General features: G+C 72.2%; 15 protein-coding genes and 1 riboswitch. Of the genes, 10 read left to right on the top strand and 5 right to left on the bottom strand.

The window, feature by feature from the left end; genetic code table 11:
- Positions 1-138 precede the first annotated feature (138 nt).
- Complete coding sequence (locus tag ACFY5C_RS04515) at positions 139-1,167, bottom strand: carboxymuconolactone decarboxylase family protein (protein ID WP_389440238.1); 1,029 nt, start codon at positions 1,165-1,167, stop codon at positions 139-141.
- 167 nt (positions 1,168-1,334) lie between these two features.
- On the opposite strand from ACFY5C_RS04515, the gene ACFY5C_RS04510 reads away from it, so the two are divergent.
- Positions 1,335-2,438: a sensor histidine kinase gene (locus ACFY5C_RS04510; protein ID WP_389440236.1), complete on the top strand. Its 1,104-nt coding sequence runs from the start codon at positions 1,335-1,337 to the stop codon at positions 2,436-2,438.
- Complete coding sequence (locus ACFY5C_RS04505; protein ID WP_389440234.1) at positions 2,435-3,124, top strand: response regulator; 690 nt, start codon at positions 2,435-2,437, stop codon at positions 3,122-3,124. The genes ACFY5C_RS04510 and ACFY5C_RS04505 overlap by 4 nt, the downstream gene beginning before the upstream one ends.
- On the opposite strand, the gene meaB is transcribed toward ACFY5C_RS04505, so the two are convergent.
- From meaB to ACFY5C_RS04490, 3 genes are read right to left on the bottom strand one after another with little or no spacing between them, the layout of a single operon-like run.
- A complete protein-coding gene (gene meaB / locus ACFY5C_RS04500; RefSeq protein ID WP_389440232.1) occupies positions 3,073-4,128 on the bottom strand; it encodes a methylmalonyl Co-A mutase-associated GTPase MeaB in 1,056 nt (351 codons plus the stop codon). The two genes, ACFY5C_RS04505 and meaB, sit on opposite strands and share 52 nt — an antisense overlap.
- The gene (gene scpA, locus ACFY5C_RS04495) at positions 4,125-6,299 is read right to left on the bottom strand and encodes a methylmalonyl-CoA mutase (RefSeq protein WP_389440230.1); all 2,175 of its coding nucleotides are present in this window, start codon (positions 6,297-6,299) and stop codon (positions 4,125-4,127) included. The genes meaB and scpA overlap by 4 nt, the downstream gene beginning before the upstream one ends.
- Positions 6,299-8,101, bottom strand: coding sequence for a methylmalonyl-CoA mutase family protein (locus ACFY5C_RS04490; protein ID WP_389440228.1), 1,803 nt, complete (start codon positions 8,099-8,101; stop codon positions 6,299-6,301). Before ACFY5C_RS04490 ends, scpA begins: the two co-directional genes overlap by 1 nt.
- A 142-nt stretch (positions 8,102-8,243) precedes the next feature.
- A riboswitch (cobalamin riboswitch) is annotated at positions 8,244-8,425 on the top strand.
- Positions 8,426-8,483: 58 nt separating this feature from the next.
- Between ACFY5C_RS04490 and ACFY5C_RS04485 the strand changes: the two genes are divergently transcribed.
- From ACFY5C_RS04485 to ACFY5C_RS04470, 4 genes are read left to right on the top strand one after another with little or no spacing between them, the layout of a single operon-like run.
- Entirely contained in the window at positions 8,484-9,545 is a 1,062-nt protein-coding gene (locus tag ACFY5C_RS04485; RefSeq protein ID WP_389440226.1) for an ABC transporter substrate-binding protein, read from the top strand.
- The gene (locus ACFY5C_RS04480; RefSeq protein WP_389440224.1) at positions 9,542-10,558 is read left to right on the top strand and encodes a FecCD family ABC transporter permease; all 1,017 of its coding nucleotides are present in this window, start codon (positions 9,542-9,544) and stop codon (positions 10,556-10,558) included. Before ACFY5C_RS04485 ends, ACFY5C_RS04480 begins: the two co-directional genes overlap by 4 nt.
- Entirely contained in the window at positions 10,555-11,331 is a 777-nt protein-coding gene (locus ACFY5C_RS04475; RefSeq protein ID WP_389440222.1) for an ABC transporter ATP-binding protein, read from the top strand. Before ACFY5C_RS04480 ends, ACFY5C_RS04475 begins: the two co-directional genes overlap by 4 nt.
- A gap of 1 nt (position 11,332) precedes the next feature.
- A complete protein-coding gene (locus ACFY5C_RS04470; protein WP_389440220.1) occupies positions 11,333-11,692 on the top strand; it encodes a (2Fe-2S) ferredoxin domain-containing protein in 360 nt (119 codons plus the stop codon).
- Between the two features lie 79 nt (positions 11,693-11,771).
- Here ACFY5C_RS04470 and ACFY5C_RS04465 read toward each other — a convergent pair whose 3' ends face one another.
- Positions 11,772-13,223 (bottom strand): amidase, encoded by a 1,452-nt coding sequence (locus ACFY5C_RS04465; RefSeq protein ID WP_389440718.1) that lies wholly within the window; start codon positions 13,221-13,223, stop codon positions 11,772-11,774.
- A 242-nt stretch (positions 13,224-13,465) separates the two neighbouring features.
- Between ACFY5C_RS04465 and ACFY5C_RS04460 the strand changes: the two genes are divergently transcribed.
- The 4 genes from ACFY5C_RS04460 (at position 13,466) to ACFY5C_RS04445 (ending at position 19,004) form a co-directional block, all read left to right on the top strand.
- The gene (locus ACFY5C_RS04460; RefSeq protein ID WP_389440218.1) at positions 13,466-15,292 is read left to right on the top strand and encodes a gamma-glutamyltransferase family protein; all 1,827 of its coding nucleotides are present in this window, start codon (positions 13,466-13,468) and stop codon (positions 15,290-15,292) included.
- A gap of 136 nt (positions 15,293-15,428) precedes the next feature.
- A complete protein-coding gene (locus ACFY5C_RS04455) occupies positions 15,429-16,274 on the top strand; it encodes an inositol monophosphatase family protein (protein ID WP_389440216.1) in 846 nt (281 codons plus the stop codon).
- Positions 16,275-16,413: 139 nt separating this feature from the next.
- Entirely contained in the window at positions 16,414-17,826 is a 1,413-nt protein-coding gene (locus ACFY5C_RS04450; RefSeq protein ID WP_389440214.1) for a phytoene desaturase family protein, read from the top strand.
- A gap of 137 nt (positions 17,827-17,963) precedes the next feature.
- Entirely contained in the window at positions 17,964-19,004 is a 1,041-nt protein-coding gene (locus ACFY5C_RS04445; RefSeq protein ID WP_389440212.1) for an SCO3242 family prenyltransferase, read from the top strand.
- The last annotated feature ends 28 nt before the right edge of the window (positions 19,005-19,032 follow it).

Here is a 19,032-nt window from a genome sequence, read left to right as displayed (position 1 = left end):
CGCACATTTCGTGGGGGACGGTGCGGAGGGAGTCCGCACTGCGGACGGGACGCCAGTGTCACATGACTCCCTGTGGGGCGGAAGTGCCAACTCGCTCCGTGCTGACGTGGTTACCGCCGGGTCGCCGGTCGGCCGTAATTACGTGGTGCCCTGGGCCACTTGCTCGGCATCCCGGACGATTTGCGAGGAAAGCGAGCTTTCGATGCGGTCCACGGCCGTGAAGGCGCCGTACGCCACGAGGTGCACCAGGCAGTGATCGGTGTGCTCCGGGCGGCGCCACGCCTTCACGTCCTCGTCCGTGATGCGGTACGGCGCGAGAGCGGCAAGCAGCGCCAGCCGCGCCCCCGGTCGCTCCCTGCGGTCCGGAAACCCGTCCAGGGTGAGCGGCGGATGGGAGCCGTCCCAGTCCTGCAGGGTCGCCTCCACGAGGTCGTGGTCGTCGGCGTCGAGGAGGCCGGCCCCCGACATGGCCGCCCTGAGCAGGGCCGCGTACGCGAGACCGACGGGCGTGCCGTCCGCCCAAGCGGGGGCCTCGCCGGGGTCGATCGGTTCGAGCAGGGGCAGGGACACGCCGGGCCGGGCGGGGCGGCGTACGGTCCGGGCGAGCGTGCGGCCCGCAAGGCTGCGTACGGCCCGGAACCGCTGGGCTCCGGCCGGGAGCAGGTTCTCGGTCAGCAGGGCCGACGCGATGCGGTTGATGAAGTGGAAGGTGAGCGCCGTACCGAGGTAGGCCGGCGCATGCTCGCGCGGGAAGGGGTACGGCGTGAGGTCGGCGCCGGGCACGCGCGTGTGCCGCCCCCAGGCCAGCACGCGTGCGTGCTCCTCGTTCTCCGGTTGCTCCCCGCGGGCCAGCCGCTCGGCGAGCGCGTGGTCCCCGGTGGCGTGCAGGAGCACGGTGTGCGCGTCCACGCAGAACGGGCACTTGTTGGCGAGCGACACCCCGAGAGCCGCCAGTTCCTTGCCGGTCCGGCTGCCGGCCCCCGCGATCAGCGACTCGCGCATCAACGCCCAGGTGGGGGCGAGAAGTTCGGGCGCGGAGGACAGGACCACGAAGGTGACGGGTTCGGTGATGCCGAAGTCCAGGGCGATCTGCGCGTACACCTCGGCGACGGCGCCGGTGGCCGACTTGGGCGGGAGGGGCTCGGTGTGACGGAAAGGTGTGGGCATGGGCAGTAGCCTGCGCCGCCGGGCTGGGCCGGGTCGTCGTACCGGCGGTGGCAGTCGGCGCTGCGACGCTGGGGCGGGCCGGTGGCGGGCACTACTGCGTGGGGAGTAGTCACAGAGCCGTCCACAGGGGTGACGTCGCTGTCGGTGGCGCCGTCTAGTGTGCGTGCATGAGCGAGCACCGGGTCACACGTGAGCGGCTCGTCGACGGGGCCGTCGGGGTCGTGGTCGGCGTGATCGTGCTGCTCGTCGCCGTGGCGGACGACCGTGCGGGGCTCCTCGACTGCGCGCTGATCGCGGTCGGTTCACTGGCCCTGGCCGCGCACCGCATCGCCCCGCGCGTGGTCCTCGCCGTCACCACCGGTGCTCTGCTCGCCGAAGTGCTCCATGCCGGGCCCGCCGCCACGCTGGCCATCCCCGTCGTGGGCGCGGTGCACACGGCGTCGCGGACCGGACACCGGGGCACAGCGGCGGCGACCGCCGCGCTGTTCCTCGGCGGCTATGTGGCGGCGGGCTCGGCGGGCTCAGCCATCGCTCAGGAAGCGCTGCTGCTGGCCGGCTGGTTCCTGTGCGCGGTGGTGACGGGCCTCGCCGACCGCAACTGGCAGGCCTATCTGCGCCAGACGGAACAGCGCGCCCTGGAGGCCGAACGCACCCGGGAGGAGGCGGCGTTGCGCAGGGCGGGTGAGGAACGCCTGCGGATCGCGAGGGAGTTGCACGACTCGCTCACGCACAGCATCTCGATCGTCAAGCTCCAGGCCGGTGTGGCCGTGCACCTCGCCCGCAAGCGTCGCGAGGAGGTGCCGCCCGCGCTGCTCGCCATCCAGGAGGCGAGCGGCGAGGCCATGCGCGAGTTGCGCGCCACGCTGGAGGTGCTGCGCACCGACGAGTCGACCGGCACACCGGCGCTCCTCGTGGAGCGGGCGCGGGCGGCGGGGCTCGCGGTCGACCTGACGGTGACCGGAGCGGAACGGCCACTGCCGGCGACGGTCGACCGGGCCATGTACCGCATCGTCCAGGAGGCGCTGACGAACGCCGCCCGGCACGCGGGACCGGCGAAGGTGAGCGTACAACTTGTCTACGCGGACGGCGACTTGACGATATGCGTCGAGGACGACGGCGCCGCCGACCCGTCCCGTCCACCCACCCCCGGCATCGGCCTGACCGGAATGCGCGAACGAGTCACGGCTCTCGGCGGCACTCTGGATGCCGCCCCGCGCGAGGAGGGCGGATTCGCGGTGCGGGCACGGCTGCCAGTGGGGGAGACGGGATGACGGACGGTGTGATCAGGGTGGTGCTCGTCGACGACCAGGCGCTGATGCGGGCCGGTTTCCGGGCCCTGCTGGACGCCGAGGACGGCATCGAGGTGGTCGGCGAGGCGGCGGACGGTGAGCTGGGTCTGGCGCTGATTCGCGCGCAGGTGCCCGACATCGCGCTGATCGACGTACAGATGCCGGTGATGACGGGCATCGAGGCGACCCGCCACATCGCCGCCGACCCGGCGCTGCGGGGAGTCCGAGTCGTGATCCTCACCAACTACGGCCACGACGAGTACGTCTTCGAGGCGCTGCGTGCCGGTGCGAGCGGGTTCCTGCTGAAGGACACCGAACCCGCCGACCTGCTCCAGGCGATCGAGGTGGTGGCGGGCGGGGAGGCACTGCTGTCGCCGTCCGTGACCCGCGCCCTGATCGGTGAGTTCGTCTCGCGTCCTCCCGACCGGGCCACGGCGCCCGGCCTGGAGTGCCTGACCCGCCGCGAGCGTGAAGTGACGGCGTTGGCGGCGCGTGGGCTCACCAACGAGGAGATCGCCGCGCACATGGTGATCAGTCCGTTCACGGCGAAGACCCACATCAGCAGGGCGATGACGAAGCTCGGGGCGCGGGACCGGGCCCAACTCGTCGTGTTCGCCTACGAGTCGGGGCTGGTGACTCCGCGGGGTTCCGACGCCTCGGCCTGCTGAGCCGCCGGGCCCGCCGGGCGGTCCGCCGGTGCGGCCTCGAACGCCGCGAGGATCCGCTCGGCGGCCAGCGTTGCCGTCAACTCGCCGTTTCTGACCTGCTGCTCCAGCGTCGGCGCGAGCGCCCGGACCGCCGGGTCGGCGTGCAGGCGGCCGAGGAGTTCGTCGCGGACCATGGTCCACGTCCAGTCGACCTGCTGGTCACGGCGCTTGGCGGCGAGGCGGCCCGTGGAGTCGAGCAGGGTACGGTGCTGTTCGAGGCGGTCCCACACGCCGTCCAGGCCTATCGACTCGCGTCCGCTGCAGTGCAGGACGGGCGGTGTCCAGGCGGCGTCCTTGCCGTGCATCAGCCTGAGGGCGCCCGCCAGTTCGCGCGCGGCGGCCCGGGCGTCGCGCTCGTGCGGGCCGTCCGCCTTGTTGACGGCGAGCACGTCGGCCAGTTCCAGGACGCCCTTCTTGATGCCCTGCAGCTGGTCGCCCGTGCGGGCCAGCGTGAGCAGCAGGAAGGAGTCGACCATGTTCGCGACCGCGGTCTCGGACTGGCCGACCCCGACCGTCTCGACCAGCACCACGTCGTAGCCCGCGGCCTCCATCACCACGATCGACTCACGGGTGGCCTTGGCGACGCCGCCCAGCGTGCCCGCCGTGGGGGAGGGGCGGATGAAGGCGGCAGGGTCGACCGACAGACGCTCCATCCTCGTCTTGTCGCCCAGGATCGACCCGCCCGTGCGACTGGACGACGGGTCGACGGCCAGCACCGCGACCCGGTGGCCGAGCGCGGTGAGCATCGTGCCGAACGCGTCGATGAACGTCGACTTCCCGACCCCCGGCACCCCGCTGACCCCGATCCGCCGGGCCCGCCCGCTGTGCGGCAGCAGCTCGGTCAGCAACTGCTGGGCCAGCACCCGGTGCTGGGGGCGGGTGGACTCGACGAGCGTGATGGCGCGCGCGACGATCGCCCGCTTCCCGTCGAGGACACCCTTCACATACGTGTCGAGATCGATCACAGCTCGTGCCCGAGGTCGGCCGCCAGCCGCCGCACCAGGTCGTAGGCCGCGTCCGGAATCACCGTCCCGGGCGGGAAGACGGCCGCCGCGCCCATCTCCAGCAGCGTCGCGACGTCCTGCGGCGGGATCACCCCGCCGACCACGATCATGATGTCCTCGCGGCCCTCCTCCGCCAGCGCCTCCTTGAGCGCCGGTACGAGGGTGAGGTGACCGGCGGCCAGGGACGACACCCCGACGATGTGCACGTCCGCCTCGACGGCCTGGCGGGCCACCTCGGCCGGGGTCTGGAACAGCGGGCCGACGTCGACGTCGAAGCCGAGGTCGGCGAAGGCGGTGGCGATCACCTTCTGGCCGCGGTCGTGGCCGTCCTGGCCCATCTTGGCGACCAGGATGCGCGGGCGGCGGCCCTCGGCCTCCTCGAAGTCGGACACGAGGGTGCGGGTGCGGTCCACGGACGGCGACTCCCCGGCTTCGTTGCGGTACACGCCGGTGATGGTACGGATCTGGCTCGCGTGCCGGCCGTACACCTTCTCCAGCGCGTCCGAGATCTCCCCGACGGTGGCCTTCGCGCGGGCCGCGTTCACCGCCAGCTCCAACAGGTTGCCCTCGCCGCCGGCGGCCCGGGTGAGCGCGTCCAGGGCGCCCTGGCAGGCCGTCTCGTCCCGCTCAGCCCGCAGCCGCCGCAGCTTCTCGATCTGCTGGGCGCGCACGGAGGAGTTGTCGACCTTGAGCACGTCGATCTGCTCGTCGCTGTCGACGCGGTACTTGTTGACACCGATGACCGGCTGGCGCCCGGAGTCGATACGGGCCTGCGTACGCGCCGCGGCCTCCTCGATGCGCAGCTTCGGGATGCCGGCGTCGATCGCCTTGGCCATGCCGCCCGCCTGCTCGACCTCCTGGATGTGCTGCCAGGCACGACGGGCGAGGTCGTACGTCAGCTTCTCCACATAGGCACTGCCGCCCCACGGATCGATGACCCGGGTCGTGCCCGACTCCTGCTGGATCATCAGCTGCGTGTTGCGCGCGATGCGGGCCGAGAAGTCGGTCGGCAGCGCCAGCGCCTCGTCGAGGGCGTTGGTGTGCAGCGACTGCGTGTGGCCCTGCGTCGCGGCCATCGCCTCGACACATGTGCGCGTGACGTTGTTGAACACGTCCTGCGCGGTCAGCGACCAGCCCGAGGTCTGCGAATGGGTGCGCAGGGACAGCGACTTGGAGTTCTGCGGGTCGAACTGCTTCACCAGCTTCGCCCACAGCAGCCGCGCCGCACGCAGCTTGGCGACCTCCATGAAGAAGTTCATGCCGATCGCCCAGAAGAACGACAGCCGGGGCGCGAACGCGTCCACGTCCAGGCCGGCCTCACGGCCCGCGCGGATGTACTCGACGCCGTCCGCGAGCGTGTACGCCAGCTCCAGGTCGGCCGTGGCACCGGCCTCCTGGATGTGGTAGCCGGAGATGGAGATGGAGTTGTAGCGCGGCATCCGCTGCGAGGTGAAGGCGAAGATGTCGGAGATGATCCGCATCGACGGCTTCGGCGGATAGATGTAGGTGTTGCGGACCATGAACTCCTTGAGGATGTCGTTCTGAATGGTCCCGGCCAGCTTCTCGGGCGGTACGCCCTGCTCCTCGGCTGCGACGATGTACAGCGCCAGCACCGGCAGCACGGCGCCGTTCATCGTCATCGACACGGTCATCCTGTCGAGCGGGATGCCGTCGAAGAGCTGCCGCATGTCGTAGATCGAGTCGATCGCCACGCCCGCCATGCCGACGTCACCCGTCACGCGCGGGTGGTCGCTGTCGTAGCCGCGGTGGGTCGGCAGGTCGAAGGCGACCGACAGGCCCTTCTGACCGGCGGCGAGGTTGCGTCGGTAGAACGCGTTGGACTCCTCGGCGGTGGAGAAGCCCGCGTACTGGCGGATCGTCCAGGGCTGGTTGACGTACATCGTCGGGTACGGGCCGCGCAGATACGGCGCCATGCCCGGGTAGGTGCCCAGGAAGTCCAGCCCCTCCAGGTCACGGCCGGTGTACAGCGGCTTGACCGCGATCCCTTCCGGGGTCTCCCACAGGGGTTCGTCCCCGCCTGTGGCCTGCTTGACGGCCGTGCGCCACTCGTCGGCGCCGCCCGCGGCGGCCGGGGTCCCCAGCTCGATCCCGGAGAAGTCGGGGATTCCCATCAGGACACTCCCATGCGGTCGAGGGCGGCGGACAGCACGGCGACCGCGTCGCAGCCCGCGAAGACGTAACTGTCGACATCGGTGTACTGCCCGGGGCGGCCCGCGAGGAACACGTGCGCGGCGCCCGCCGACCTGAACTCGGCGGCCACCGTCTCGGCCCGCTCCTCGTAGAGGGCGTCACTGGAGCACAGGCACACCTCCGTGGCACCGCTCTCCTCGAAGGTGCCCTCGGTGACCGGCTCGACGCCGCCCGCCTGGAAGAGGTTCGAGGCGAAGGTGAGGCGCGCGGTGTGGGCGGCGGCCGGGCCGAGCGCGGCCAGGAAGATCCGCGGCCGGGAGCCGGTGGCGGCCAGGTGGGCGTCGGAGCGGGCGCGCAGGGCCTCGTACGCCTCGTCGCGGCGGACCCGCGGGAGGCCCCCCGACCTGGGCTCGGGCGCGGGCGCACGCTCCACGGGCGGCTCGGTGAGGTTCGGGAACTCGCTGACGCCGGTGATCGGTTCGCGCCGCTTGGCGAGCTTGCCGGTACGCGCCTGCCACGTCTCGGCCAGGTCCTGGCCCAGCTGCCCGGAGCGCAACGCGGCCGCCTGGCCGCCCGCCTGCTCGATCCGCTGGAAGAACGCCCAGCCCGCCCGGGCCAGTTCGTCGGTGAGGGTCTCCACGTACCAGGAGCCGCCCGCCGGGTCGATCACCCGGGCGAGGTGCGACTCCTCGATGAGGATGGTCGAGGTGTTGCGGGCGATGCGGCGCGCGAACGCGTCCGGCAGGCCGAGCGCGTGGTCGAAGGGCAGCACGGTCACCGCGTCGGCGCCGCCGACCCCGGCGGCCAGCGTGGCGACCGTCGTGCGCAGCATGTTCACCCAGGGGTCCCGGCGCGTCATCATCACCGGCGAGGTGACGGCATGCTGCACCTGCGCGCTGGGCGCCCCGCAGACCTCGGTCACCCGCGCCCACAGCCGACGCGCGGCCCGCAGCTTGGCGATCGTCAGGAACTGGTCGGCGGTGGCCGCGTAGCGGAACTCCAGCTGGGCGCATGCCGCTTCCGCCGTCAGCCCCGCCTCGGTGAGCTCACGCAGATACGCGACGCCGGTCGCAAGCGAGGAGCCCAGCTCCTGCGCGGCCGAGCCGCCGGCCTCGTGGTACGGCAGCGCGTCCACGGTCAGCGCCCGTAGCCCCGGGTACTCCCCGGCGCACAGCCGCGCCAGCGAGGCGACCGGCGCGAACTGCGAGGACGTGCCCGTACGGGCTTCATGGCCGAGCGGATCGGCGCCGAGATTGCCGCGCGCGGCCTCCTTGGCGACGCCCCGCTCCTCGTACTGCCGCAGCAGCTCCCGCGCGGCGGGCTCCACGTCGGCTCCGGCGTCGAGGACGACAGGGGCCAGGTCGAGGTAGACGCCCTCCAGAGCCCGGCCGAGCGACGACACCGGGAGGCCGCCCTCGCCGAGGACCAGCCAGAGCGAGGTGACGCCGTTCTCCAGATCCGCGAGCACCAGGCCGTCCGTGAGGGCCGTGTGCCGCTGCCGCAGGTCCCAGCCGCCGGCCGTGTTGCCCTCGGCGCGACCGCCACGGACGAACGGGGCGAATCCGGGCAGACCGGGATCGGGTGCGGCTTCGCGCGAGGTGTACAGGGGGCGGGTGCGCAGCCCGTCCTCCAACGCAGTGGACAGGGCGTCTTCCGCCGCCGGGCCCGAGACGTCCTTGCCCGACTTGCGCAGCACGCCTTCCACCAGGCGTTGCCATTGCTCATGGGTTGCGTCAGGGAACTCGGCGGCCAGCGAGAGCCCGTCGTCAGGCAGGACCGTCATGCTCGGATGCTAGGTCAGATCATCAAAGGAGCAGCAGAGGGCACGGCTGTGACCTTGCCCTCTTCCAAGTTGTGACGTGGGTCTCCGCGCCCTGCCGGGCCCCCGGGATGCCCGCTCGAACGCCCCCGCCGCAAGCTGGGCTTGATAGCCTCCGAGGGCCAGTCGAGCCACACCCGAGGCCAGGGAATCCGGTGCGAATCCGGAACTGACGCGCAGCGGTGAGGGGGACCGGCGGGGCACAGACGCACGCCACTGGGAGACCGGGAAGGCGCCCCGTCGGGACGAACCCGAGTCCGAAGACCTGCTGGCACTCCACGCCCGCGCGTGGAGGACGTCCGTAGGCCAGGCTCCGCGTACGAGCCCCGACAACCGAGGCACGCCTGTGTACCGTTTTGCCCTCCGTCCCGCCGCCCTGCTGCTGGCGCCCGCCCTCCTGCTCACCGCGTGCGGCGGCTCGGGAAGCGGCAGTACCGACGACACCGGGAAGTCCGCCGCCGCGGGCTACCCGCTCACCCTCGACAACTGCGGCCACCAGGTCACCCTGAAGTCGCCCCCGAAGCGGGCCGTCTCCCTCAACCAGGGCACCACGGAGATCCTGCTCTCCCTCGGCCTCGCCGACCGGGTGGCCGGCACGGCGACCTGGACCGACCCGGTCATGAAGGGACTGCAGAAGGCGAACGCCTCCGTGCCGCGGCTCGCGGACAACGCGCCCTCCTTCGAGAAGGTCCTGGACGCCGAGCCCGACTTCGTGACCTCCTCCTTCGTCTCCACCCTCGGCAAGGGCGGTGTCGCCACCCGCGAGCAGTTCGAGAAGCTGGGCGTGCCCACCTACGTCTCGCCCTCCGACTGCTCGGCGGGCAAGGACAACGGCAGCGGCGGCGACGGCTCGCGTTCCACCCCGCTCACCCTCGACACCGTGTACGGCGAGATACGCGATCTGGCCCGTGCGTTCGGCGCCGCCGAGCGCGGCGAGAAGCTGGTCGCCGAGCTGAAGGAGCGGGTGCACAAGTCCACCGCAGGGCCCGCCGCCTCCGATGTCACCCTGATGTACTGGTTCGCCAACTCCCAGTCGCCCTACCTCGCCGGCTGCTGCGGCGCGCCGGGTGCCATCACCCGCGCCGTCGGCGCCCGGAACGTCTTCTCCGACACCCACGACGAGTGGCCCCAGATCGGCTGGGAGACCGTCGCCGACCGAGACCCCGACGTCATCGTGATCGGCGACCTCACACGCAAGCAGCAGACCGCGGAGAGCGCCGAGGCCAAGATCCGCTTCCTGGAGACCGACCCCGCCACCCGCAACCTGACCGCCGTGAAGAAGAAGCGGTACGTCCTGCTCAGCGGTCAGGCGATGAACCCGTCCATCCGCACGGTCGAAGGGATCGAGAAGGTCGCCGCGGGCCTGCGCGACTTCGGGCTCGCCGGGCCCGCGGGACTCGCCAAGTGAGCGTCCGTACGCCGCTGCTGACCCTCGGCGGCCTGGCGGCGCTGCTCGCGTCGGTCGCCGTCGCCGTGACGATCGGGCCGGCCGACATCTCCACGGCGGACGTGTGGGCGTCCGTGGCCGCCCATCTGGGCCTCGGCGAGGGCACGTTGGCGCCGCTGCGCGACGGCATCGTCTGGAACCTGCGCATGCCGCGCACGCTGCTCGCCGCGGTGTGCGGGGCCGGACTCGCCGTGTGCGGGGCGGTCATGCAGTCGCTGTTGCGCAATCCGCTGGCCGATCCGTTCGTCCTCGGGGTGTCCTCCGGCGCGTCCACGGGAGCGGTCGCAGTGGTCGTGCTCGGGGTCGGCGGGGGAGTGGTGTCGCTGTCGGCGGGAGCCTTCCTCGGCGCGCTGGCCTCCTTCGCCATGGTGCTGCTGCTCAGTCACGTCCTCGGCGGCAGCACGGACCGGGTCGTGCTGTCCGGGGTCGCGGCCATGCAGCTGTTCTCCGCGCTGACCTCGTTCATCGTGCTGACCTCCGCCGACGCCGACACCACCCGTGCCGTGCTGTTCTGGCTGCTGGGCTCGCTCACCGGCGCCGACTGGGGACAGGTGCTGCTGTGCACCGCCGTACTGGCCGTCGTCCTCGCCGTCTGCCTTGGGCACGCCCGCACCCTGGACGCCTTCGCCTTCGGGGACGACGCCGCCGCCGGGCTCGGCGTCCGCGTCGCCCGCACCCGGCTGGTCCTGCTCTGCGCGACCGCGCTGCTCACCGCCGCCCTGGTCAGCTGCGCCGGCGCGATCGGCTTCGTCGGCCTGGTCCTGCCGCACGCCACCCGCGCCCTCACCGGCTCCGGTCACGCCCGCCTGCTGCCGGTCACGGCACTGACCGGAGCCGTCTTCCTGGTGTGGGTGGACACCGCCGCCCGCACCGTCCTCGACCCCCAGGAGGTCCCCGTGGGCGTCGTCACGTCCCTCATCGGCGTACCTGCCTTCGTCGCCGTGCTCTACCGGGGACGGAGGACGGCGGCATGACCAGCCTGCGCACGGACCGTGTCGTACGGCGCCTCGCCGACAAGGTCGTCGTCGACGGCGTCACCCTCACCCTGAGTCCCGGCGAGACCGTCGGCCTGCTCGGCCCCAACGGCTCCGGCAAGTCGACCCTGTTGAGACTCCTCGCCGGGGTCCTCGCCCCCTCCGCCGGGGTCGTCACCCTGGACGGGCGCCCGCTGCCCGAGGTCGGCCGCCGCGCCACCGCCCGGCGTGTAGCCACCGTCGAACAGCACGCCCACACCCAGACCGAGCTGACCGTCCGCGACGTCGTCGCCCTCGGCCGCATCCCGCACCGCCGTGCCTGGACGCCGCCGACGGCGGCCGACGGCGAGGCCGTCACCGCGGCCCTCGCCCGCACCGGGCTCACCGAGCGGGCCGCCCAGTCCTGGCACACCCTCTCCGGCGGCGAACGCCAACGCACCCAGATCGCCCGCGCCCTCGCCCAGGAACCCCGCGAGCTGCTCCTCGACGAACCCACCAACCATCTCGACATCCAGCACCAACTCGACCTGCTGGCCCTCGTCGCAAGCCTCCCGGTCACCACCGTGATCGCCCTGCACGACCTCAATCTCGCCGCGATGTACTGCGACCGCCTGCTCGTGCTGCGCGCCGGCCGCGCCGTCGCCGAGGGCACCCCGGCCGAGGTCCTGACACCGGCGCTCATCGAGCAGGTCTACGGCGTGCGCGCCGAGGTCACCGACGACCCCGGCCACCCCGTGATCCGCTTCCTGAGGCCGGCCGGCGGGCGGTGCTGACGTGCGGACACCCTCCAAACAGCCGGTACCCAGCCGGATCGTGGTGTGCCGGGACTGCTGCTGCGGGACCCCGAAGGTGCCCGGAGTCGATCACGCGCAGCAGACCGCGCGACTCGCCGAGAACGCGCCGGTGCGCATCTCCGACTGCCTCGGCGTGTGCGCACACGCCAATGTGATCGTCGTCCAGCCCTCCGCCGCGGGCCGCGCCGCGGGCGGCCGCCCCGTCTGGCTCGGCCTCGTCAACGACCCCGAAGCCACCGAGGACATCATCACCTGGGTCCGGGCCGGCGGCCCCGGCGTCGCACCCTGCCCCGACGTGCTCGACCTCTACACGTTCACCCCGCCCGGGCGCGCACGATGAGGGGGAGGGCCGCTCGGGTCACTCACCGCGCACACCGAAACGCCTCCAGCCCGAAGGCTGCCCTCCGAACGGGCCCGCCCTACTTCGTTGCCTGGAAGCCGCCGATCCTCTGCTCAAGCAACTCGGCCAGCCGCAGCGGGGTGCGGTCCTCGAGCATCGGACCGATGAGCTGCACTCCCACCGGCAGACCCTCGGGCGACCGGCCCGCTGGTACAGCGGTGGCGGGCAGACCGGGCATAGTGGCCAGACCGGCCCAGACGAGCTGGTCGAAGTACGGATACTCGACGCCGTCGATGTCGATCCGACGTTTCATCAGGTCAGGGTTGTGGTCGTGCGGGAACGCGGGAGTGGGCGTGATGGGACACACCACGGCGTCGAACTCGGCGAAGAACTGCCGCCAGCCATGGCGGTGGAGCTCGCGAAGGCTGTTCGCCTCGATCCAGTCGCGGTGGCTGAACACCATGCCGCGCAGCCGCGCCGCATCGAGACTCCGGTCGTCTGCGCTCAGTCCGGCGGCGCGGGCCCGCAACTGCTCGTACCCTTCGATGGGAAAACGTGCAACGGAGCCCGAGAACAGGAACTGCGTGTAGAGCACCGCGGCTTCGGTCAGATCGGGCAGCAGCGGACTGTCCCGCTCGACGCGGGCACCGCCGTCGACAAGCGCGTCGGCCACGCGGCCCACGCCCGTCCGCACGGCGGACCCGGTCGGAATGAGGGGATGCTCGTCCAGGACCAGGACCCGGAAGTCGCGCAGCCGTTCGTGGCGCGCGGGCGGCAGCGTCAGGTGGTACGCCAAACCGCGCGTCAGTGGGTCCGGTCCGGCCATGACGTCGAGCAGGAGCGTGAGGTCGCGAGCGGTGCGCGCCATCGGACCGACGACGGCGAGTTCGTGCTCGACCGGCAGGGCCGGCCCGGGCGGCGCGACCATGCCGCGGCTCGCCGCCAGCCCGAGTGTCGGCTTGTGCGCGTAAACGCCGCAGAAATGCGCGGGGGTGCGCAACGAACCGGCGAGGTCGGAGCCGATGGACAGCGCCCCGAATCCGCAGGCCAGGGCCGCCGCCGAGCCGCCGGAGGATCCGCCCGACGTACGACGGTGGTCCCACGGGTTGTTGGTGGTGCCGTAGATCTCGTTGAAGGTTTGCACGTCCTGCAGCCCCACGGGCACATTGGTCTTGCCGAGCACCACCGCGCCCGCGGCCTTGAGCCGCGACACCTGCACCGCGTCCTCGGCCGGCACGAAGTTCCGGTGCGGCGACATACCCCAGGTCGTGGGCAGCCCCGCAATGTCGTACGACTCCTTGACCGTCACCGGAATGCCCAGCAAGGGCCGGTCCTCCCCGCGGGCACGCGCCCGGTCGGCACCGCGCGCGGCGGCCCGTGCACGGTCGAAGTCGGGCACACAGATCGCGTTGACCGCATCGTCGTCCCGCTCAATATGGGCGATCGCCTCGTCAGTCAGTTCCGCCGAGGTCACTTCACCGGCACGCAAGGCAGCCGCGAGTTCTTCGGCCGTCGGAAAATTCCACTCCATGAAATCAGACGGTACGAGTGCCTGAGAGAGGCCACGAAACGGCGCCTCGTGCAACGGGGTTGGAAAGATCCCGGAAAGACTGGCCAACGTGCCCGAGGGCATGCCAACGTAGACGACCTTGCAAGAAACCCCAGTTCAGAGAGGTCGAGGAAGAAGAGGCCCAGGGCGATCGACAGCCTCCTGAGGGAACGGGAGCAGCAGACGCCGGGCCGATACATGCAAACAGCGAGGTGAGAGGCTCCGTGTTCACGACCCGACCGACCCTCCAGGGCACCTTTGGCATGGTGTCCTCCACCCACTGGCTCGCCTCGCAGTCGGCGATGGCCGTGCTGGAGGGCGGGGGCAACGCGTATGACGCCGCCGTGGCGGGCGCGTTCGTGCTGCATGTCGTGGAGCCGCATCTCAACGGCCCGGCCGGTGAGGTGCCGATTTTGATCGCACCGGCGGGCGGCGAGGTGCGCGTGGTGTGCGGGCAGGGCGTGGCGCCCGCCGGTGCGACCGTCGCGCACTACCGGGGGCTCGGGCTGGACCTCGTACCCGGGACCGGCCCGCTCGCCGCCGCCGTGCCCGGCGCGTTCGACGCCTGGATGCTGCTGCTGCGGGACCACGGCACCAAGACGCTCGCCGATGTGCTCAAGTACGCCATCGGCTACGCCGAACACGGGCACGCGCCCGTCGAGCGGGTCGGCGAGACGGTCGAGACCGTCCGGGAGCTGTTCGAGACGCAGTGGCCGTCGTCCGCCGAGGTGTACCTGCGGAACGGGCAGGCCCCCCGGCCCGGGGAGCTGCTGCGCAATCCCGCCCTCGCTGCCACCTGGAAGCGGCTGCTCGACGAGGTCTCCGAAGCCGGGGACCGGGTCGCGCAGATCGAGGCCGCGCGGGAGGTGTGGCGGACCGGCTTCATCGCGGAGGCCCTCGTACGGCAGGCCGGGCGCCCCACCATGGACACCAGCGGCGAGCGGCACTCCGGCACGCTCGACGCCGCCGACCTCGCCGACTGGTCCGCGACCTATGAGGCGCCGGCGACGTACGACTGGAACGGCTGGACCGTGTGCAAGGCCGGCCCCTGGAGCCAGGGCCCGGTCCTGCTCCAGCAGCTCGCGCTGCTCCCGCCCGAGCTGCCCCGGTACGGGTCCGCCGAGTACGTCCATCTGCTGATCGAGGGCTGCAAACTGGCCATGGCCGACCGGGAGGCCTGGTACGGCGACGCGGCCGACGTACCGCTCGCCGAGCTGCTGTCGGACCGGTACAACGCGGACCGGCGGGAGCTGGTCGGCGAGAAGGCCTCCCACGAGCTGCGGCCCGGCAGTCCGGGCGGCCGCGTCCCGCGACTGTGCGCGCACGCGCGCGTGGCAGCCGCCGAAGGGCCCGGCATCGACGCGCTGGGCGGCGGGGAACCGACGGTCGCCAAGCGACCGACCTCACCGGTGCCGGGCGAGCCCGAGGTCGCCACCGACGGAGGCACCCGAGGCGACACCTGCCACCTCGACGTCGTCGACCGCTGGGGCAACATGATCGCGGCCACGCCCAGCGGTGGCTGGCTCCAGTCCAACCCCGTCGTGCCCGAACTGGGCTTCCCGCTCGGCACCCGGCTGCAGATGACCTGGCTGGAGGAGGGCCTGCCGAACTCGCTGACCCCGGGCCGCCGGCCCCGCACCACCCTCACGCCCTCCATCGCCCTGCGCGACGGCGTGCCGGTCATGGCCTTCGGCACGCCCGGCGGGGACCAGCAGGACCAGTGGCAGCTGCACTTCCTCCTCGCGGTCGCGCTGCGCGCCCCGGTCCGCGGCAGCCTCGACCTCCAAGGCGCGATCGATGCCCCCAACTGGCACAACGACAGCTTCCCCGGCTCCTTCTACCCGCGTGGGATGCGACCGGGGAGCGTCACGGTCGAGTCCCGGACGGACGCCGAGGTGGTGGAGGAGCTGCGGCGTCGTGGCCACGTGGTGACGGTCGGTGATGACTGGTCGGAGGGCCGGCTGTGCGCCGTCGCCAGGGACCCGGAGACCGGCGTCCTGTCGGCGGCGGCGAATCCACGGGGGATGCAGGGGTACGCAGTCGGCCGCTGAGGACGTGCCCGCGCCGCCGAGCCGCCCGAGAACAGGCCTCTGACCTGCCGATACCGGCACCACGAGTTCACGTCGATGCCATCCCGTGTCCACCCGGCAGGCGGGGGTTGTCAGAGGGACGTGCTCTTATGGAGGGGTGATCGAAAACAACGAAACCATCGACGAGTTTCTCGCACAGCACGCGGCAGACGTGGAAGAAGCGGTCCGCAAGGCGGCCGCGACCGAGATCATGCCCCGCTTCCGGCAGCTCGCCGCACACGAGGTCGACCAGAAGAACGGACCGCACGACCTGGTGACCGACGCCGACCGGCTCGCCGAGCAGTACCTCACCGAGACACTCGGCGCGCTCCTGCCCGGCTCGGTCGTGGTCGGCGAGGAGGCGGTGCACGCGAACCCGGCGTCGTACGACGCGATACGCGGTGACGCCCCGGTCTGGATCGTCGACCCCGTCGACGGCACCCGCCAGTTCGTGCACGGGGACGACGGCTTCTGCACCCTGGTCGCGCTCGTCCGGCACGGCGTCCTGCTCGCCTCCTGGACCTACGCCCCGGCCCGCGAGCAACTGGCCACGGCGGTAAGGGGCAAGGGCGCCTTCCTCGACGGCGAGCGACTGCACGCCGGCACGCCGGATCCCGGCCGCGACCTGCGGGTGGCCACATCCCACCCGGACTACACGACCGACGAGCAGAAGCAGGCGCTGCTCGCCCTGTGGACCGAGGGCGTGCGGCCCCGCGCCTGCGGTTCGGCGGGGCTGGAGTATCTCGCCGTCGCCCGGGGCGAGTTGGACGCGACCGCGTTCAGCTGGGAGGCCGCCTGGGACCACGCGGCGGGCATCCTCCTGGTCGAGGAGGCGGGCGGCGCCCACCTGACCCGCACGGGCGAACCGTTCCGCATCACGGGCGGCAACGCGCTGCCGTTCACCGCGGCCCGTGACGCGGCCACGGCGCGCCGGGTGGCGGGCCTGCTCTCGGCGGAAATCTGATCGTCCCAGCGCTCGGCCGGCCGCACTTCGATCAGCCCGGCGCCCCCGGGTGGGGCACCGCGCCCTGCTGTGTCAGTGCCCCGGCATATCCTGATCCTTCAAGGCCATCGGCTGACGAAGGAGTCCGAAGGTGCCGTCGATGCTCGATGCGGTCGTGGTGGGTGCGGGGCCGAACGGACTGACCGCTGCCGTGGAGCTGGCCCGTCGCGGCTTCTCCGTGGCCGTGTTCGAGGCACGTGACACGGTCGGCGGAGGGGCCCGCACCGAGGAGCTGACCCTCCCCGGCTTCCGGCACGACCCGTGCTCCGCCGCACACCCTCTCGGTATCAACTCGCCCGTGTTCCGGACCATGCCGCTCGACCGCTACGGCCTCGAGTGGCTGCACGCCGAGCTGCCCATGGCCCACCCCTTCGCCGACGGCACCGCGGCCGTGCTGGCACGCTCCGTCGCCGAGACGGCCGCCTCCTTCGGCCCGCGCGACGCGGGCGCGTATCGCAGGCTGGTGGATCCGTTCCTGAGCAAGTGGGACACCCTGGCCCGCGACTTCATGTCCCTGCCCCTCACCGCGCTCCCCAGGGACCCGGTCACGCTCGCCCGGTTCGGCCTGGTCGGACTGCCGCCGTCGACATGGCTCATGCGGCGCTTTCACGACGAGCGGGCCAGGACCCTGTTCGCCGGCCTCGTCGCGCACGTCATGGCGCCACTGGGCGGCTTCGCCACCGGCGCCATCGGCCTGGTCTTCGCCCTCGCCGCACACGCCCGCGGCTGGCCCCTGGCCCGCGGCGGCTCCCAGTCCATCTCCGACGCCCTCACCGCCTATCTCAAGGACCTCGGCGGCGCCGTCCACACCGACTACGAGGTCAAGCGGCTCGACGATCTGCCGCCCGCGCGCGCCTACGTCTTCGACACCTCCCCCACGGCCCTGGCGCGCATCGCCGGCTTCGGCCGCTACTACGAGGGCTACCGCTACGGCCCCGGCGTCTTCAAGATCGACTACGCGCTGGACGGCCCGGTGCCGTGGACCTCGCCGGAGGCCCGCCGCGCCGGCACCGTACAGATCGGCGGGAACAGCGCGGAGATCGCCACCGCTCTGCGCGCCGCGTCCCGGGAGGGCCGGGCGCCCGGCAAACCGTTCATGATCACGGTGCAGCCCAGCGTCGTCGACCCCACCCGGGCCCCCGCGGGCCAGCAGGTCTTCTGGGCGTACGGACACGTGCCGAACGGCTGGACCGGAGACCTCACGGACGCCCTCGAGCGTCAACTGGAGCGCTTCGCCCCGGGGTTCCGCGACCGCGTCCTCGCCCGCGCGACGGCCGGCCCGGCCGAACTCGTCGCCCGCAACGCCAACTACGTCGGCGGCGACATCGGCTCCGGAGCGGCCTCCGGACTCCAACTCCTGCTCCGGCCCAAGCTGTCGCTCTTCCCCTACCGCACCCCGCACCCGGCGGTCTTCATCTGCTCGTCGGCGACCCCGCCCGGTCCCGGCGTGCACGGCATGTCCGGGCACAACGCGGCCAAGGCCGTGTGGCGGCGGCTGCGGCAGGAGCCCTGAGGCCGATCCTGCTCAAACGACCCACCTTTACCGGTAGTTCGGGCCGTGCAGTAAGAGAAATCCGTGTTCTCTTTGTCACTTCTCCTACCGGGGGGTAGGTACCTGAATGGTCAACAGCCCCCGAGTAGGGTGCGGCCATGAAAGATCGGAAAGCGGTTGTCCGCTTCGGATCCCGGTCTGCCGTGCACCTCACCGACCTCGCGCAGCTTGTCAGGGCGCCGGCCGCGCTGAGTGTCCCCGGTGACGTGATCGCGGGAGCGACAGCCGCCGGACGTCCGCTGGACGCCCGTACGTTCGGCGTGATGGGTTCCTCCGTCTGCCTCTACTGGGCCGGCATGGCCCTCAACGACTACGCCGACGCCACGGTCGACTCCGTCGAGAGGCCCGAACGACCGGTGCCGTCGGGTCGGATTCCCCGGCGTACGGCCCTCGCCGTGGCCGGCGGTCTCACCGCGGCGGGGCTCGGTCTTGCGGCTGCCGCGGGAGGTCGTCGCAGCGTGGGCGCTGCGCTGCCGTTGGCCGGGCTGATCTGGGCGTATGACCTGAAGCTCAAGTCCACGTCGGCGCGCGGCGTCGTGATGGCGGGGGCTCGGGTTCTGGACGTTCTGGCGGGAGCGGTTGTGCCCGGGGCCGGTGCGGAATCGGTCGGCGTCGCGCTTCGTCGGGCCGCCGTGCCTGCCGGGCTGGTCGGCGTTCATACCGGCACGTTGATGGCGCTCAGCCGGCACGAGATCGGTGGTGCGCCCGTGCGGGTTCCGGTCGGGACGCTTGCGGTGTCAGCGGCTGCGGCCATCGCAACGGCTGTTCCGGTTGCCCGAGTCGCCACGGGAAGTGCCGCGAAGGGGCGGCAGGCGTCTGCTGCGCCGTTGGGGCTGGTCGCGCAGTTCCCCGCGCCCCTGGGGGGCGTTGCGCTTGCCGCCCGCTCCGGGAAGCTCCGTACTGCTGTCGCCGCCGCCGGGTCCCTCGCTTACCTCGGCACATACGGCACCGCCCAGGCCCGTGCCGTGCAAAAACCCTCGGCCGAGAACGTACGGCGGGCCGTCGGAGCCGGGATCATCGGGCTGATGCCCCTGCAGGCGGCGCTGACCGCGCGCGCCGGGGCACCGGCCGTCGCCGCGGCGCTCGGCGTCGTCCACCCCCTCGCGCGACGGCTCGCCCGACGCATATCCCCCACCTGAGACCCACCACCTCCGTGTGAGGAACCCG

Source organism: Streptomyces sp. NPDC012935 (genome assembly GCF_042900345.1).
Lineage (GTDB): Bacteria > Actinomycetota > Actinomycetes > Streptomycetales > Streptomycetaceae > Streptomyces.
This window is presented reverse-complemented; position numbering and strand designations above follow the sequence as displayed.